Source organism: Fulvivirga ligni, assembly GCF_021389935.1.
Lineage (GTDB): Bacteria > Bacteroidota > Bacteroidia > Cytophagales > Cyclobacteriaceae > Fulvivirga > Fulvivirga ligni.
Genome location: NZ_CP089979.1, coordinates 4,409,981 through 4,425,772 on the forward strand (window position 1 = coordinate 4,409,981; position 15,792 = coordinate 4,425,772).

The 15,792-nt window shown below is 39.8% G+C and carries 14 protein-coding genes; 5 read left to right on the forward strand and 9 right to left on the reverse strand.

What is annotated here, in order from left to right; translation table 11 throughout:
* Nucleotides 1–59: 59 nt before the first annotated feature.
* The gene (locus LVD16_RS18475) at nt 60–1,214 is read right to left on the reverse strand and encodes an imelysin family protein (RefSeq protein WP_233769763.1); all 1,155 of its coding nucleotides are present in this window, start codon (nt 1,212–1,214) and stop codon (nt 60–62) included.
* Between the two features lie 373 nt (nt 1,215–1,587).
* Between LVD16_RS18475 and LVD16_RS18480 the strand changes: the two genes are divergently transcribed.
* A complete protein-coding gene (locus tag LVD16_RS18480) occupies nt 1,588–1,980 on the forward strand; it encodes a hypothetical protein (protein ID WP_233769764.1) in 393 nt (130 codons plus the stop codon).
* Nucleotides 1,981–2,335: 355 nt separating this feature from the next.
* On the opposite strand, the gene LVD16_RS18485 is transcribed toward LVD16_RS18480, so the two are convergent.
* The 3 genes from LVD16_RS18485 to LVD16_RS18495 form a co-directional block, all read right to left on the reverse strand.
* The gene (locus LVD16_RS18485; protein ID WP_233769765.1) at nt 2,336–3,595 is read right to left on the reverse strand and encodes a DUF819 family protein; all 1,260 of its coding nucleotides are present in this window, start codon (nt 3,593–3,595) and stop codon (nt 2,336–2,338) included.
* 71 nt (nt 3,596–3,666) lie between these two features.
* Entirely contained in the window at nt 3,667–4,317 is a 651-nt protein-coding gene (locus tag LVD16_RS18490) for an NUDIX hydrolase (protein WP_233769766.1), read from the reverse strand.
* Nucleotides 4,298–5,368 carry a lipocalin-like domain-containing protein gene (locus LVD16_RS18495; RefSeq protein WP_233769767.1) on the reverse strand — a complete coding sequence of 357 codons (1,071 nt, stop codon included), beginning with the start codon at nt 5,366–5,368 and terminating at the stop codon, nt 4,298–4,300. Before LVD16_RS18495 ends, LVD16_RS18490 begins: the two co-directional genes overlap by 20 nt.
* 79 nt (nt 5,369–5,447) lie before the next feature.
* Between LVD16_RS18495 and LVD16_RS18500 the strand changes: the two genes are divergently transcribed.
* Entirely contained in the window at nt 5,448–6,449 is a 1,002-nt protein-coding gene (locus LVD16_RS18500) for a hypothetical protein (RefSeq protein WP_233769768.1), read from the forward strand.
* Between the two features lie 24 nt (nt 6,450–6,473).
* Here the strand turns inward: LVD16_RS18500 and LVD16_RS18505 are convergent, their stop codons facing one another.
* The 5 genes from LVD16_RS18505 to LVD16_RS18525 all read right to left on the reverse strand — a co-directional run bounded on the left by LVD16_RS18505 (nt 6,474) and on the right by LVD16_RS18525 (nt 13,489).
* Complete coding sequence (locus tag LVD16_RS18505; protein WP_233769769.1) at nt 6,474–7,496, reverse strand: tetratricopeptide repeat protein; 1,023 nt, start codon at nt 7,494–7,496, stop codon at nt 6,474–6,476.
* A gap of 183 nt (nt 7,497–7,679) precedes the next feature.
* Nucleotides 7,680–8,894, reverse strand: coding sequence for a BamG family beta-barrel-assembly machinery protein (gene bamG, locus LVD16_RS18510; protein WP_233769770.1), 1,215 nt, complete (start codon nt 8,892–8,894; stop codon nt 7,680–7,682).
* 22 nt (nt 8,895–8,916) lie between these two features.
* Nucleotides 8,917–9,927: a Kelch repeat-containing protein gene (locus LVD16_RS18515; protein WP_233769771.1), complete on the reverse strand. Its 1,011-nt coding sequence runs from the start codon at nt 9,925–9,927 to the stop codon at nt 8,917–8,919.
* Entirely contained in the window at nt 9,920–11,233 is a 1,314-nt protein-coding gene (locus LVD16_RS18520; protein WP_233769772.1) for a DUF4270 family protein, read from the reverse strand. The genes LVD16_RS18515 and LVD16_RS18520 overlap by 8 nt, the downstream gene beginning before the upstream one ends.
* A 255-nt stretch (nt 11,234–11,488) precedes the next feature.
* Nucleotides 11,489–13,489, reverse strand: coding sequence for a TonB-dependent receptor plug domain-containing protein (locus LVD16_RS18525; RefSeq protein ID WP_233769773.1), 2,001 nt, complete (start codon nt 13,487–13,489; stop codon nt 11,489–11,491).
* 185 nt (nt 13,490–13,674) lie between these two features.
* On the opposite strand from LVD16_RS18525, the gene LVD16_RS18530 reads away from it, so the two are divergent.
* From LVD16_RS18530 to LVD16_RS18540, 3 genes are read left to right on the forward strand one after another with little or no spacing between them, the layout of a single operon-like run.
* Nucleotides 13,675–14,352 carry a SanA/YdcF family protein gene (locus tag LVD16_RS18530; RefSeq protein ID WP_233769774.1) on the forward strand — a complete coding sequence of 226 codons (678 nt, stop codon included), beginning with the start codon at nt 13,675–13,677 and terminating at the stop codon, nt 14,350–14,352.
* A gap of 1 nt (nt 14,353) precedes the next feature.
* Complete coding sequence (locus LVD16_RS18535) at nt 14,354–15,085, forward strand: DUF4184 family protein (protein ID WP_233769775.1); 732 nt, start codon at nt 14,354–14,356, stop codon at nt 15,083–15,085.
* Nucleotides 15,082–15,783, forward strand: a complete 702-nt coding sequence (locus tag LVD16_RS18540; protein WP_233769776.1) for a DoxX family protein — start codon at nt 15,082–15,084, stop codon at nt 15,781–15,783. The genes LVD16_RS18535 and LVD16_RS18540 overlap by 4 nt, the downstream gene beginning before the upstream one ends.
* Nucleotides 15,784–15,792: the final 9 nt, after the last annotated feature.

The following is a 15,792-nucleotide window of genomic DNA, read 5'->3' on the forward strand; positions in this document are numbered from 1 at the left end:
ACCACCTTCTTCGAAAGCGGCTGCAAATATCGGATTTTATCTCCTTTTTTGCGCGCTTCTTATAAAAGAAGTGCAGCTGCCTCGGTGATTTTTGGTCCTTGAGCTTTTAGAAGATCAATGGTAGTTTTAATTCTTACTCTACCTTCATCATTCAAGAACTCCTGATCAAATGGTGCTTCGATTAACTCCGCAGCATCCACAGAAGCCTCAAGATTTTCCTCTAAAGAAGCATTTAAATCAGCATCTAATACCTCCACCAGGCTATTTAAACCAGGACCAGAAACGGTAGTTCCGTCTACTCTTTTATAAGCACCGAAGTATACATTCTTGATACCCAAAGCATTAGTTACTATATCTCTGTGCGTATTATCTGAGAAGCAAGAGTGCTCATCTTCTTTACTCTTGTTTTCGTAAGCTACTGTCATTCTCTCTCCTGCCAGCTCACCTACGCTAAGCTCTCCCATACCTGCAAAAATGTTAGCAATAGCATCATCTACATTACTTTCTGCAGTGAATGCTACTCTATACTCTCCGTTAGGAGCCCACTGATCTACCAAGAACTGAAGGTCATCAATCAATAATTCTACTGCTGCTTTTAAATAATCGTTTCTTCTGTCGCAATTACCGCCTGTGCAGTTCTCCTCATTAAAATCAGTAGCAGGTCTTTCACCGCCACCAGCACCTTCGCTTAAATCCTGCCCCCAAAGCAAGAACTCAATAGCATGATATCCTGAGCTGATGTTAGTTTCGCTACCATTCTCATTTTGAGCAGCTATTAACTCTTTATTTATGGTTGGGAAATTTTCAGGATTTTGGATGATTCCGGTGTTAGCATCATCTTCTACATAATCAATAAAAGCCTCGTCTAACGGCCACGCATTTAGCTGACCTTCAGGGCCTTCTTCATCATCTATAGGACCACCGTAAAAACGAAAAACTTCAGACTGTCCGTAAGGCTCACGTGCTTCTAACCAAGCTTCTTTAGCCGCTGTAAGATTAGCTTCAGAGCTATTAGCGATCAAAGCATCAATAGCATCTTCCAAATCTTCTGCTGTGCTTAAAGCATCTGAATAAGTAGCATAAACAATGTCTGCATAGTTGTCAACCACCTCTTGCTTATCCGCACTGCTCACAGAAGGTGTTCCCCCATCATCATCTCCACATGAAACCAAAAACGCCGCTGATATGGCTAAGGCTAGTAATCGTTTTAACATAAGTAAGTTATTTTTATTTAGATTGTTTTTAAATAGAGTGGCAAATATAATAGGACCTCGCTTTTTGTCAAAGCTTATTTAGATTAAATTTAAATTATGAATATGTGGGTTATTGGGTTATTGGGTTATTGGGTTATTGGGTTATTGGGTTATTGGGTTATTGGGTTATTGGGTTATTGGGTTATTGGGTTATTGGGTTATTGGGTTATTGGGTTATTGGGTACCTGCATATTGTTGTGGGGCTGATCAGGTGTGGTGATCTAATGGTGATTTGTTCCAATAAAATAAATTTTATACTCATCGGTGGTTACTCAGCAAGGTCAAAAGGCATATAGCTAAAGACTTAACAATTATATTTTTTAATCTTTTATTTATGAAAATTTCAAAAATACTTTTTGCATCAGCTTTAATTGCTTCTTCTTTAATACTTGGTAGCTGCGGTGATGACGATGAATCTCCTAGCTTTGAGCAGAGTGAATTTTATGGAACGTGGGAATTAACTGGTTCAACTGATTCAGAATTTAAGGAGTGCCCTGATAACCCTCCAGTGCTAGTAATTAGCGAATCATCAATCAAATTCCCTGTAATAAGTACAGATAATGGCTGTAATTCTGGTAGTTATTCTTCAACATATACCTTTAATGGTAAAACCTTTGAAATTACAGAAGCAGGAATTTCTTTTGACTATACTATTAAATCAAAATCAGAAACAGAGTTCGCATGGGTGAACTTCTATGATGAAACTGAAACTTGGGTTAAGAAGTAAGAAATTAACCTAAGACATGATATGGAGGTCAGCAATTATTCTGTTGGCCTTTTTTTTTGTGTTTATTGGTTAATTGGTTAATTGGTTATTGGTTATTGGTTATTGGTTATTGGTTATTGAGTTATTGAGTTATTGAATTATTGAGTTATTGAGTTATTGAGTTATTCGGTATCTACATGGCAATACTTATTAGACATTAGACCATTATCTGCTAATTACTTTACACGCGCTGCTCAAACCTACCAACTACTAGTTACTATCCACTCAAATCTATTTACTCAATACTCACATCTATATACTCAATACTATTTACTCACATCTATATACTCAATACTATTTACTCACATCTATCTACTCAATTACCTGATGCATACTGCATGAGTATGGTGCAGAAGAGGGCTCCGTAGGTGCCGAGGGCGTAGCCTAATACGGCTAGTAATACCCCAACGGTTGCTAGTGAAGGATGAAAGGCGGCTGCTACTACTGGGGCAGATGCTGCTCCTCCTACGTTGGCGGTGCTGCCTACGGCCAGGTAGAAGTAAGGTGCTTTGATTATTTTGGCGGTGATGATAAGGATAAGGACGTGGATCGACATCCAGATAAACCCTACAAAGAAGAAGCCTAAATTATCAAATATCGATAACACATTCATTTGCATACCAATGCTGGCTACCAAAATATAGATGAACAGAGAACCAATCTTAGAGGCACCGGCACCTTCATACTGTCTGAGTCTTGTAAATGAAAGTATAATTCCTGCAGTAGTAGCTATGACTACAATCCAGAAAAATTTGCTAGTGAGGCCAAATTTATCCAACTGAGGAAAGTTGTGTTCCAAGAATGGAGCTATAATATCGCTAAGCCAATGAGAGGCTCCAGTGATTCCAAAACCAATGCCCAGTATGACAACATAATCGGCTAATGAAGGATTTCTGGCAATACTGGCAGCGTAGGCCTCCATTTTGGTTTTTAATGACTCAATAGGTCTATTATCTGCTTTAAAAAATTTGTTTATTTCTTTCTCTTTAGCAACACCAAGCAAAAGCGCCACAAGTACTATTTCAGCTACTATGATATCAACAGTAATGCTAATTGAATAAAGATCGGCTGACGGCTCCCACTGTGTAAACATGGCCGCCTGGTTAGCACTGCCTCCTATCCAACTACCTGCAATGGTACTCATGCCTCGCCATACCGCATCAGCACCAATGCCACCCACGGTCTCAGGACTAATGGCAGACACTATCAAAATAGCCAGTGGTCCTCCTATTATGATTCCGATGGTTGCCGCTGCAAACATAATTAAGGCCTTAGGACCTAGCTTTATGATTTCTTTAAGGTCTATACTCAAGGTGAGCAGGACCAAACAGGCCGGCAATAGATATCGGGAGGCAACAAAATAAACTCTGGACGCTTCACCATCGACCAAACCGAAAGTGTTCAATAATGATGGCAGGAAATAACATAGCATGACTGTGGGAACCACCTTATAAAACTTTTTCCAACCCGGATGATCACTGCTAGAAGTTTTAAATATAACGGCCAGCATTACCATAAGTATTCCAAACACTACGGCATCATTAGTGAAAAAGGGTTCAGGATGTTGATTCTCCATAAAGGCTATGTACAATAAGATTGAAAAACCTTGAAATAAGGCATTTTATAACAGCTTTGCAAATGCAGCGTTCAATTGCTGATTTCCTCAACAATGGTAATTAACTCCGCCAGCATCATGGCCGTGGCTCCCCAGACCACTTTCCCCTGAACATCAAAATAAGGTGCTTTTAATCGAAATCTTTGCTGAACGGTGATATTCTTTTCTTTATGGTAATCTTTATCAACCAAGGCTGACAATTCTGCCTCTATCAATTCTTTCACCTCGTAGGTATCAATAGTAAAACTGGGATTCTCCTTTATATAGCCTACAAACGGACTTACCTTAAAATTGCTGGCGGGAATATAGAGATCGCTCAATTTACCAATAATATTAACCTTGGATTGGGCTATACCTATTTCTTCAAACGTCTCCCTTAGTGCCGTTGATTGTAAATCTGAATCGGCCTCTTCCCACTTGCCTCCGGGTAAGCTCACCTGGCCACCGTGGGTACCTTTATAATCATGACGTTGGGTGAGAGGAATCATGATTTGCCCTTGATTTTCATAGAAGAGAATTAGAACACCACCTAGCCGGGCATCGTCCCTATCCAAATCAAAACGCTGTTCGACACTCTCTGCGGGCATCATTAGTTTCTGAGCATTCTGACCGGGCAGTGGCTCTGCCAGGCGACTTTCCATACGCTCTATAAACTGTTGAAAATCAATTTTTCTCAAAGGCATCTCTATTAGTCATCTCCACATAAGAATCTCCTGACACAGTTACTCCGTCAAGGGTACCCTCTACTGAACACATGCCTTCCCAATAATACAATTTGTGAAATGGTGTGAAGCTTAAAGCGAGTTCCTGATCATTGACCAAAGCATTTACAAAAAGCTCCAGGTCTAATGATTTAAGCTTGATGTTCCAACTTACAGGATAGGTAGTTCCTGAATTAGGGCTGGTATAAAATGTTTCAGGCTCAATTTCTATATCAGATTCTTTAATCTCTATCTGGCGGTTATCAGAGGAGTAGTATGTGCCTCCAAAAATCTTTTTGTTATCCCCTAAATGATGAAGTTGGTATAGCATTAGTTCCTCGCCATTATCCAGCTGTACAGAGAACCAATCCCAGGCCACTTGCTTCTGCCATACGCCTACACAGTTCCACTGTCTGTCGTACCACAGCTCTCCCTCCAGCTCTACAGGCTGCCCTTGCAAAAATAACTTACCCTTGGTGGTGAGTCGTGGGTAGGAGTAATAACCGGCCTGTGCATAGTCGCCATATTGCTCATAGCCAGTGCCGTTATGCATTAGTATAGGTTTTGCTGGTGAGGTTTCAAGGGTCAGCTTAATATTGTTATCTGGCATATTGGCTTCAATAGCATACTTCCCCATTTGGCCTGTAAGCCTGTGCTCAATATCCTTATGCACCACAGCCAGGTTTAACGGTAGCTTGGGCTCCAATAAATTATCCTGACCTACAATTTTATAATCATAATGAAAAGTATTACCCTGCGGATCAGTAATAGCAAAGTTACTCATCAGATAATCTTTCTTATTTTTAGGGTTGAAATGAAATATGACATACTCTACTCCATACTGATCAGAGCTAGCCACATCTTTCAAATGGCCGGTAAAATACCACCACTCTAATGAGTTTTTAAGGTGCGGGGCCTCATCATCAGGAAGAATGGCTTTTTCATTATAAATATCATTACCATTGTAAGGAGTAAATTTGCACGAGGTAATAGCCGCTGCTATTAGAACTATAAATATCTTTTTCATCATCATCTAAACATCGACTAAAATAAGATGTTTGTAACTTAGGTCAAAGAATGAAAACGACCGTTTGTAACTGTAAATTTTTTTAATGCGCTCAAAATTTCAATTTTTATTTCTTTTTTGCCTGCTCTGCACGTCTGCGCTGGCCCAGGAAACTATTGTTAACTGTACTGATTCTACCTTTTGTGTGCCCAGTGTAATCGGCTTACCACGATCTAAGGGAATAGTGATAAAACGTGAGATTGTTAGAGATTATAGTATTCAATCTGAAAGTGACGAGCTTGGAAACAGCAGTGCCGAGCTAAGAAGAAATAGAAGATGGGAATTTAAAGTACGGGCTCCCATCATTATGAAAGATGGCTTTAAAATGGCCGCTGGTCTTAAGTATTTTGTTGAGGAACATAACTTTGAGAACCCGGAGAGTTTAAACTATCCTTTTTATCAGAATCTGGAAAACAGATCTTTGAGAAGTATAAGAGGCGAGCTATTTCTGGTAAAGCCTACCAAAACCAATAAGTTCTATTTACTAAGAATAAGCGGAGGCCTTAACGGTGACTATGGATCTGATCTTGCAAAACATGAGTTTTTTAAGTTCTCGATTTCTCCCCTAATAGGCTGGAAAAAGAATGACTATGTTTCTTATGCCTTTGGTCTTGCTTTTAGCTATGGCCTGGGCAATAGGTCTATTCTACCCATAATTGCTTATAACAAATCATTCAATAATCAGTGGGGTGTGGAAATGGTGCTGCCGGCCGAAGCCAAGCTGAGATACAGCACGCTCAACCAAAAGAACTTTTTCTACCTAAAGTCTGAACTTAACGGCTCTAACTACAGCGTAAGATTAGACGAAAGTCAGGATGATCTTCTATATCTAAATAAGTCCGAAGTAAGGTTTCTTCTTAGCTGGGAAAGAGAGATCCATGACTGGTTATGGTTCGGCATTGAAACAGGTATGAGAAGCAACATCAACTTTGACCTTTCTTCTGAAACAGGCTTTAATGCTAACACTGTGGTGAACAATAAACTGAATGCTGCCATGGTATATAACATGAGCATTTTTGTGGTGCCTCCAAGAAAGCTTTTAAAGTAAAAGAGCTATAAATTCTATGATTTGCTACTGACAGTTACTCAATAACTCAGACGGTATATCTTCCTGATTTTCAGCGGCTAATTTAAATTCACTGCAAGCTTTAACTTTATCGCCAACCGCCAAAAGTGCCTGACCATAAAAGCTATGAATATCAGCCACAAACTCATCAAGTTTCAGCGCATGCTCGAGTAGGTTCACAGCCTCCTCATATTGTTCGGTTTTATAATAATACCAACCTTTGTTTCTGTAGGCCCAGGCATTTTTAGAGTCTAAAGTAATGCTCTGATCTATATCCTTTTTGGCTTTGGCCAGGTCTCCCATTTGCAAATAAATAAAGCCTCTATTATTCAAAAAGTAAGGTTGTAATGACTCGTAGCTAAGCGCCGTATTTACCAGCTGCATCGCCTCTTCATAATCACCTCTTTGCTGCTCTATCAAAGCCAATGAGTTATAAGCATTAGATTGTTTTGGATCTATGTCTATGGCTTTCTGAAGATCAACCTCCGCCTGCTCCAAATTCCCCATGTAATACTTAACTGACCCTCTGTTGATCAACGTCTCCACATTATTGCTATCCAAAGCAAGTGCCTGATTGAACTCGTCAAGAGCTTCAGAAAATTGTCTAAGCTTTGCCTTTACCAGCCCTTTACGGAAATATACGGTACTTGAATCAGGTATTTGCGACTGCACATATTTGAGGTCTTCAAGGGCACTATAGTATTCATGCAATTCGTAAAAAGCATTAGAACGATTCATGTAAGCATCTAAATATTGGGGGTTGCATTGAATAGCCCGCTGGTACTGCTGTATGGCCTGAGTATATTGTGCTTGTTCAAAATGAACTATACCCAGGTTATTAATGGCAGCAGTGTAACAAGAATCAATTTTAATGGCCTCTTTAAAAAAGCGGGTTGCTTCGCGGTAATCCTGCTGATCTAAAGCTTCGTTTCCTCTAATTAGAAACCGCTGCTTTTGGGTGTCATTTTTAGAGCCACAGGCTGTGATAAGGCCCACCAAAAGGTATAGTACTACAAAACGCTTCTTCATGATTCTCTTCTTTTCTCTCTGCAAGTTTACTGGTTGTAGGCCTAAAATTCACGGATAAGGGAGGGAAATGTAGAAGATCAGAAGCTATAGAAAAGATTACATTTCAAAATGTACAAAATATGTGAAGACTCCCGAAAGAAAGGATAGGGATAATACTTTCGGGAGATACTTCACAACTACTTATTAATGGTATTTCACTTTGTTAAACCACAGGTTCCTGATTGAGAAAGCAAGGCTAATCTCATTCGTTGTTTCCTGAATCAAGTGATTGCTTGTAGTGCCATTAACCTTGCGATTATACGCCAGATTAATGGCTCCATCAGATTTTAATGGAAGGCCCAAACCTGCTGTTATTCCCCAAGAGTCGAAGGCTGTATTATCAATGTCCAAATAGGAATTTTCAGTGTAATAGCCCAACCTATAACTCATGCGCCCCATATAATCTTCCCCTATTCTGTTGGGAGTAAAATCTACTCCAAAAGAATAGCGCCAGGTGTCGTTCAAATCATCTACATCACCTATCTGCACCTGGCTCCACTGCTTATATTCCACATCAGCAGCTACAATCCATTTGTTATTCACAAATGAAAGGCCTGCTCCTACTTTCTGCGGTAGTTGGTAGGCACTGATGGTTTCAGACTCATCATATACTAGCTCCCCATCCGCATTATTGACTAACTGCTGGCTCACACTGCCCGAAAGGTCAGTTTTATCATCATAGATCAATCCCAGATTTATGGCGTATTTCTCTCTTTCAAACTTATAATTCAAGGCGAAATCTACGTTCATCTTCGTTATTCCTACGCTTTCAGTTACTGAAAATAAATTGGTTGATCCACTTATGGCATTTTCTTCATGTTTCAGTGTACCTAGTATCAATGAGAAGCGAGCTCCCAAGGTCAGGTTTTTCATTATTTCATAACCATGAGAAAAATACAGCTCGTTTAAGCCGCCAGAGCCTACATAATTCAACGTATAATCACGACCCTGCACAGTCTGCATGTCATTCACCGTGATATTATATCCCACCTTACTCAAGGGCTCCACCCCTACTATTCCTGTCCATTTATTATTGAACCTGAACCAAAAACTTAAGTCAGATATGCCTCCATCTGAGACTGACCCCACGGAGCCATCATCAGTGGTCCTGTTAATGCTACTATAATAGGCTCCCACATCAAAAATGTGAGTGTAATAACCGCCAACCTCAGTGTTAGCTGCGTAGTTTACCCTGTTTACCCAGTATGGACTGCTTAGCCCAATAGAGGTAAAGCCCATACCCCTGCTCTGGATGGTAGAACGCTGCTGTAACTCACCTAGTCCAAATATGGAGTAGGTAGAACCTGCGGAGTTTTGAGCCCAGCCAGCGTAAGCTACACATACCAGAGCAATCGGCATGACTAACCTAAACCAACACGTATTAATCATATGGATCTTCATCGTATTCTTCCAATGGTTTGAACTCCCATAGGTCATCAAATCGCTGACTGCTATTGGTGCCAAGCCCTACAAAAGCTCTTCCGTTAATCGTGAATGAAACAGCACCCTGGCGACCCAATCCTTCAAAGGCGGTACGCTCTTCCCACAAATCATTTACAGGATCATATTCCCAGATAGAGGTAAGATTAGAACCTGTGGTGCCCGTAGTGATATAGCCTAAACCATTGACTGAGAAGGCTGTACCATATTGACGAACCACATTGTAATCATCATCTTCATCCAACTCTTCCATTCTTATCCAGATATCAGCGGTGCCAGGGGCAAATTCAAAGAAATCAGTCTGGTAAATACCGTTATTGGTACCTGTGCCTACAAATACTCTATCGTCAATGGTTAAGGCTACTGCTCCTTCACGCTTTTCACCCTTGATGCTTACAATGTCAGTCCAAACGCCGGTAGAAGGATTATACTCCCAAAAATCTTTCAGGTAGTTATCACCGTCATTACCTGTACCCACATAACCTTTACCATCATAAGCAAAAGCTACTGCACGCACCCTTGCTGACCCTCCAAAATCATTGATCTGAGTCCAGGTATCTGTTTCCGTGTTATATTCCCAAAAGTCACCCAGCTCTTTGTTATCCTTATTATAGCCGGTACCCACATACCCCTTATTACCGATAGCAAAAGCCACTGCTCCTGACCTACCACTACCAGGAAAGCTATCCAACCGAACCCAGTCATCATTAGCTTCGCTGTAGGACCAGAAGTCAGTGAGGTAATCATCACCATCAAAGCCCAGCCCTACATATGCTTTTCCCCCTACCACGAATGACACTGCGCCGGAACGCTTGCTGCCATCCAGCGAGCTCTTCTTTATCCAGTTACCATCTTCCGAACTGCTTGTACTGTCATCAGTAGTACACCCTGACAAATACATGCTGATGGCCCCCATCAGTAAAATTGGTATCAATTTGAACTGTCTACTCATTTTTAAGATTTATTATATTTAAACTTAGTTGTGCCTGATAATCATCATTTTGCTGATCGCCCACGGTGAGATAGTGCATCCCAACACCATCATCTGAGCTAATGGCCAGCAATAAACCATTTTGATTGTTCTCATCCAGCGAAAGCTGATAGTCAATAAATTCCTTTATATCTACCTGATATGCAGTATTTCTGTCGTACTCCCTGTCCAGGGTGAGTGTCATAGAGGTGGTATTGGTTTGCAAAATGATATTGTCCTCATTGACAAAATATACGGTAATGGAAGTAGGCAAATCATCATCCGATGGGTACTGATTACTTACCGGATGCAGGGTAAGCACAGCACTTTCAAGAAGCATATCAGGGTTGTCTTCAATTACACTATTGAGATGAGGAATATCTAACCGCAGATACATGCCTATTCCTGGCTGCATAAAAGCCAACTGCCCGCTGCTATCAGAACCTATCTCTGTATAGTCTTTATCCTCATTATCTGAGGTGAAAAGATCTGTACCGATGTAGTCAGCCTCTATGTGATTAAAAGTAATTTCTGTGGATAGCGTATTTGTGAAACTCATATACTTCTGTTCTGAAGGTGATTCACTGTTATCCGTATAATAAAGTTTGATTTCTATATCTGGGCTAAAGCCGAGAATGCTGTTCGCGTTAGCTGTGCTGATCTTAATTCCATTGAATACCTCCAGAAAATCTTCTGACGAAGAAAATATATTATCTGCCAGCAGTGCCTGCTGAAACCATTCTTGTCCCAGGTTATCAGAAAGTCTGACCTGCACGGAATCCTGAGTGAAAGGCTGTGCGCTGATCTCTCTGGTCCCCAACACTGCCTCAGGATCTAGCGCACTTTTCACCTTAAAACTACTGGTATTATATAGGGCCGAAGCATCTTCATTGTATTCAATCTCTTCAGCTAGCTCATCTATTATCACCGTGATGTTTTGCGTGGTATCTCCCAGGAAATATTGATTGTACCTGATCACAGCAACAATAGAATCATATTCAACATCCTCATCGTCAAGAATATATTGCGCTGCCGGGGTAATCTGAGCATAACTCTCAGCCTGAATGTTACCATAGATTTCATGGTCGTAGTTACCCAGAAAGAGCTGAACTGGTGCGCTGGTGGTAATGCTGTCCAGCTTTATGGTGGACATATCTAAAGTGAGCGTATCCCAAGAAGTAAATTCAAATGAAGTACCATTAAAAAATTGGGCTCCGGTAGATGATTCATCATTACATGACATCAACAACCCGAACCCAATAACAACAAGCAGAGTAACAATTCTCATATATCTATTAAACTTTCTCTGCGAATGTGCTGGATCCGTTGGACTAGATCAGGAACTTTTCAACGAACGTAAGGTAAAGCTCAATGAAGAGCTGCATGAGAGAAAGAAGCGGAGAAATGTTAGTAAGGTGAAGAAGGTTATAGTGAAGAAGGTTATGGTGAAGAAGTGTAACCCCCAGGTCAGTTAATAACCCAACCAACTAAAAAGGCCAGCACCACTTCTGGCACTGGCTTTTTAATTTGATCTTTCAATTAATTAAAACCCTAGCTTATAGCTTAGTTTTATGCCATATTCGGCAGATCTGGCTGGTAAAGGAGCATGACCACTGTTATATGGTTGTATATAAGCGTAATCATTATTGGTAAGGTTATTTACTCCTACTCCGAGATTTAAATTCTTTGTAAACCGATTATTATAATTTAAATAAAGGTTCACAAACACCACCGGATCAAACTCTTCTAATACTGAATCTTTGTTTTCATCTACCATAGTGTACCCATATCTTTTACCTAAGAAAGTAACTGACGGGTTTACCGTGAAATTATCTGACAGATGGATACTTCCCATCATATTAAATTTGTTCTGAGCAAAGCCAAGCAACACATTATCTTTACCCGGCACTGTATAAGAATCAATATCATTTTCGCCAGCAGAGTTATAGTATGAATAATTAACATTTACTGATACTCCCTTACCCTGATATTTATATTCTATTTCAAAACCGTGGGTGCCGGTTTTATCGAAATTATCATACCCCTCAACATCCGTATCTACATCATAAAAATACACAATAGGATCATCTATTCTGGTTCTGAAAAGGTTAGCTGTTACTAACATTTTGTCGTTCAGCTTATACCCTGCCTCTATCTCTATCACAGAAGTTTGCTCAGGCTTAATTTCCGGATTAGGATCTATATTTTGAATACTTGGTGCTCTAAAGGCCTGACTCAGAAGTAACTTAGCATGAAAATTATTCACCACTTTAGTTACACCTACGCGCGGCACGAAAGAACTACCGAACTGCTCATGGTTATTATATCTCGCTCCCACGGTGATATTGGCAACTTTGGTTTTAAACAAAGCCTGACTGAAGACAGATAAATTACTAAAATCAATGGTATTAGAATTATTGAATTCATATGTAGCACCATTCAGCTTACCTTTATCTTCATAGTACTCCACACCACTGATCAAATGAGCCGATGGACTAAAATCAACATTCAAGGTCAAGTTTCCAGTGAGCTTGGTAAGGTCATTGTCAAAATAATTATAGAAACCAGCTTCTTCATTCCTAAGAGCAGCGTCGCTATTAGCTAACCAAGGGTTTTGCTTCTTATAATTAATTCGAGGAGTCAATTTTACCTTATCGGAAATATTGATACCATACTTTACATCTATTGATTGTGTTTTGAAGTGCATTTGCACAGGCTCAATCATGGCCTCGTCATATAAATCACGCTGTTGCAGCTCATAGTCTTCATATAACAATCTCACTGATAGGTTTTTATATGACAAGCCTCCATTCAAATGTAGATTTTTCATTTCGGAGTTATCCGCCATTTCATACGTACCTCCATAGAAGTCTGTATAAGTTTTATTGCTTCTAAGTGCCTTAGATGTGGTGAGTTTAGCATCAAAAGCCAAGTCGCCAATCTCTTTTCCTACCATTACGGTTGCGTTAGATCTACCAAAATCGCTTTGCATTTGTCCATAGCTGGTAGCTACGCCTACTCCACCAATATCAGCGGCCTTTTTACTAATGATGTTAATTACTCCTAATTCGGCGTACCCACCATAAAGTGCTGAACCTGGGCCTCTTATGATCTCAATCCTCTGAATCTGATCCACAGGAAAGTGATTACCCACCTGGCTGGTGCCGTAAGCAGTTTCATTCATCTCATGACCGTCTAAAAGAATTAAAACTTTGCCCTCATGAGCCCAGTTTCCACGAATACCTATACCAGTTACACCTGATACATCTACACCGAATTCAAACCCTGGTACAGTTCTTAAAACATCTATCAGATCTCTGGCGCCCATTTTGGCAATATCACCGGCTGTGATTAGACTCACAATGCCTGGGGATTCCCTGGGAGAAAGTGCTTCTGAAGATGCTACAGTAATAGGCATGTTCATGAGCTCCTCAAGAGACATCTCATAGGTGGATGTAGAATCTGATTGAACTTGGGAAAAAACTAAGGGGTGGTTGAGAAAAGTTGCAATAAAAAACAGTAAAATAACTCTATCCTTCTTCATGATACCAACAATTTATTTCTACAGAAACTATACTATTTAGATGTAATAAGTAAACCCTTTTTTTAACAAAAAATGTGATTTTCTTCAACTGTGGCACTTTTTCAACACTCATCGTCATGCGCAATCCATTGCATTTTGAAATATTACAAGATAATATTAACTTTGAATTTCAAAGTACTTTTAAAATGAAGAATAAAATAATTCAGTTCATCATATTTGTTGCGAGTCATATTCGAACCTTCACCCTGATTATAACTGGTGTGTCTATTTCAATGATTATTCTCGTCCTTGCCGCTAAGCATCATATCAATAGCCAGACACAAGGACAGCTTTATACTCAGTTAGATTCGTTGCCCTATAAAAAGGCAGGATTGCTTCTTGGAACTTCTAAAAAACTTAAATCAGGCGCCCCAAACCCTTTCTTCAAAAACAGGATAGAAGCCGCAGCCTCCATTTTTAAAGCTGGGAAAATAAACTACCTGGTCATCAGTGGTGACAACAGCCGCACCAACTACAATGAGCCACAGGACATGAAAGATGCATTAGTTAAGAAAGGAATACCTGCAAACAGGATATACCTTGACTATGCAGGTTTTAGAACACTAGATTCAATACATAGAATGAAGGAAATATTCGAGCAAGACAGCTTCACCATCATTTCTCAAGAATTTCATAACCGCAGGGCTCTGTACATAGCCAATGCCCTTGAGCTAAATACTATCGCATTTAATGCAGAGGATGCCATAGGATATAACAATCAGGTAGTACAAGCTAGAGAATACCTTGCGCGTGTAAAAGTTCTGCTTGATATAGCAATAAATAAGCAGCCTAAGTTTTTGGGAGATAAAATAGCGGTAAAGTAATATGCCATTCACAGCATGTCACCCAGCTGCTATTCTTCCATTTATCACTGGAAACAAGAAAAGGTTCTCCACCACCGGATTAGTGATAGGAAGCATGGTGCCGGATTTTGAGTATTTTTTAAGATTCAAAGTTATAAGCGATTACAGCCACACCATTCTGGGCATCTTTTGGTTTGACCTACCCCTGGCAATAGTAATCGCATTTACTTTTCATTGCTTGATTCGAAATTCGTTCATCAATAATCTACCTTCATTCGTTAAAAGAAAGCTTATTACATCTTTAGATTTCAATTGGTCTAAATGCTTTATATCTCATTGGCTCATAGTGCTGTACTCAATAGTCATAGGCACAGCCACTCATTTAATATGGGATTCATTTACTCACCACAATGGTTTCTTCATCCATCTTTGGTCCTTGGAAGAGTTTAGTATCGATTTATTCAATATTTCATTTCCGCTTTATAAGCTGGCGCAACATGCCAGTTCATTAATTGGGGGCTTAGTTATCTTTGCTAGTTTTTTACAACTTCCGGAACAACCTACTGAGCATGTTCCAAATGCTCAATATTGGCTGATCACCTGTACGATCGCCTGCACTTTCACTATTATTTATTTACTCTTCAATTTTAAGAGTTTCATCATAGGCAATCTGATAGCATCCATGATATCTATCACATTTACGTCCATATTATTGACTTCTGCTGTATATCAAATTAAAGCAAAACCAGTATGAACCTCAGCGACAAACTAGATCAAATCCATGCCAAATCGAAGAATAATCGGTGGATGTGGTATTTTTCCATTTTTTGTAGAGTTGCTTTGGCTGCAGGTTTTCTTCCATCTGGCTTTGTAAAGATCAATGGAGAGAGATTTACCTCTTTAGCTAATAATCACCCCATGGGCCATTATCTGGAAGCGCTGTTTCATACAGGTTACTACTACCCTTTCATAGGAATAATGCAAATGACCGCTGCCATTTTGCTCTTGATACCACGGACCGCGGTTTTAGGAGCAATGATCTACTTCCCTATCATACTAAACATCTGCATTTTATCACTCTCGGTACGCTTTGATGGCTCCTTGATCTCTTCTCCTCTCATGGTATTAGCGGACTTATATGTGCTGTGCTGGTATTATGACAGATGGAAATATATTCTTCCATTTAAAAAACATCAAGCACTCGGTAATCCGATCAAACCTTTAAGTAATCACTTTCCATTTAAGTTCTTTGCAGGTACTGCCCTCGCGGTATTGATAGTTGGCTTCACAGTGCTGAATATCCATGAATTGCTTCCCAGAAACACTTATAAAGAATGTATCGCGCAATGCTCAGAAGCAAATGATCCTGCAAAGTGTGAAGAATTTTGTGCATGTCTGCATAAAGAAGGTCATTCTTTAGATCACTGCCTGGACATTTACTATGATAACTAAAATAAGTAT

Coding starts and splice junctions, on each gene's coding strand:
- LVD16_RS18475 (WP_233769763.1), bottom strand. CDS start 1,214: ATGTTAAAACGATTACTAGCCTTAGCCATATCAGCGGCGTTTTTGGTT.
- LVD16_RS18480 (WP_233769764.1), top strand. CDS start 1,588: ATGAAAATTTCAAAAATACTTTTTGCATCAGCTTTAATTGCTTCTTCT.
- LVD16_RS18485 (WP_233769765.1), bottom strand. CDS start 3,595: ATGGAGAATCAACATCCTGAACCCTTTTTCACTAATGATGCCGTAGTG.
- LVD16_RS18490 (WP_233769766.1), bottom strand. CDS start 4,317: ATGCCTTTGAGAAAAATTGATTTTCAACAGTTTATAGAGCGTATGGAA.
- LVD16_RS18495 (WP_233769767.1), bottom strand. CDS start 5,368: ATGATGATGAAAAAGATATTTATAGTTCTAATAGCAGCGGCTATTACC.
- LVD16_RS18500 (WP_233769768.1), top strand. CDS start 5,448: ATGCGCTCAAAATTTCAATTTTTATTTCTTTTTTGCCTGCTCTGCACG.
- LVD16_RS18505 (WP_233769769.1), bottom strand. CDS start 7,496: ATGAAGAAGCGTTTTGTAGTACTATACCTTTTGGTGGGCCTTATCACA.
- bamG (WP_233769770.1), bottom strand. CDS start 8,894: ATGCCGATTGCTCTGGTATGTGTAGCTTACGCTGGCTGGGCTCAAAAC.
- LVD16_RS18515 (WP_233769771.1), bottom strand. CDS start 9,927: ATGAGTAGACAGTTCAAATTGATACCAATTTTACTGATGGGGGCCATC.
- LVD16_RS18520 (WP_233769772.1), bottom strand. CDS start 11,233: ATGAGAATTGTTACTCTGCTTGTTGTTATTGGGTTCGGGTTGTTGATG.
- LVD16_RS18525 (WP_233769773.1), bottom strand. CDS start 13,489: ATGAAGAAGGATAGAGTTATTTTACTGTTTTTTATTGCAACTTTTCTC.
- LVD16_RS18530 (WP_233769774.1), top strand. CDS start 13,675: ATGAAGAATAAAATAATTCAGTTCATCATATTTGTTGCGAGTCATATT.
- LVD16_RS18535 (WP_233769775.1), top strand. CDS start 14,354: ATGCCATTCACAGCATGTCACCCAGCTGCTATTCTTCCATTTATCACT.
- LVD16_RS18540 (WP_233769776.1), top strand. CDS start 15,082: ATGAACCTCAGCGACAAACTAGATCAAATCCATGCCAAATCGAAGAAT.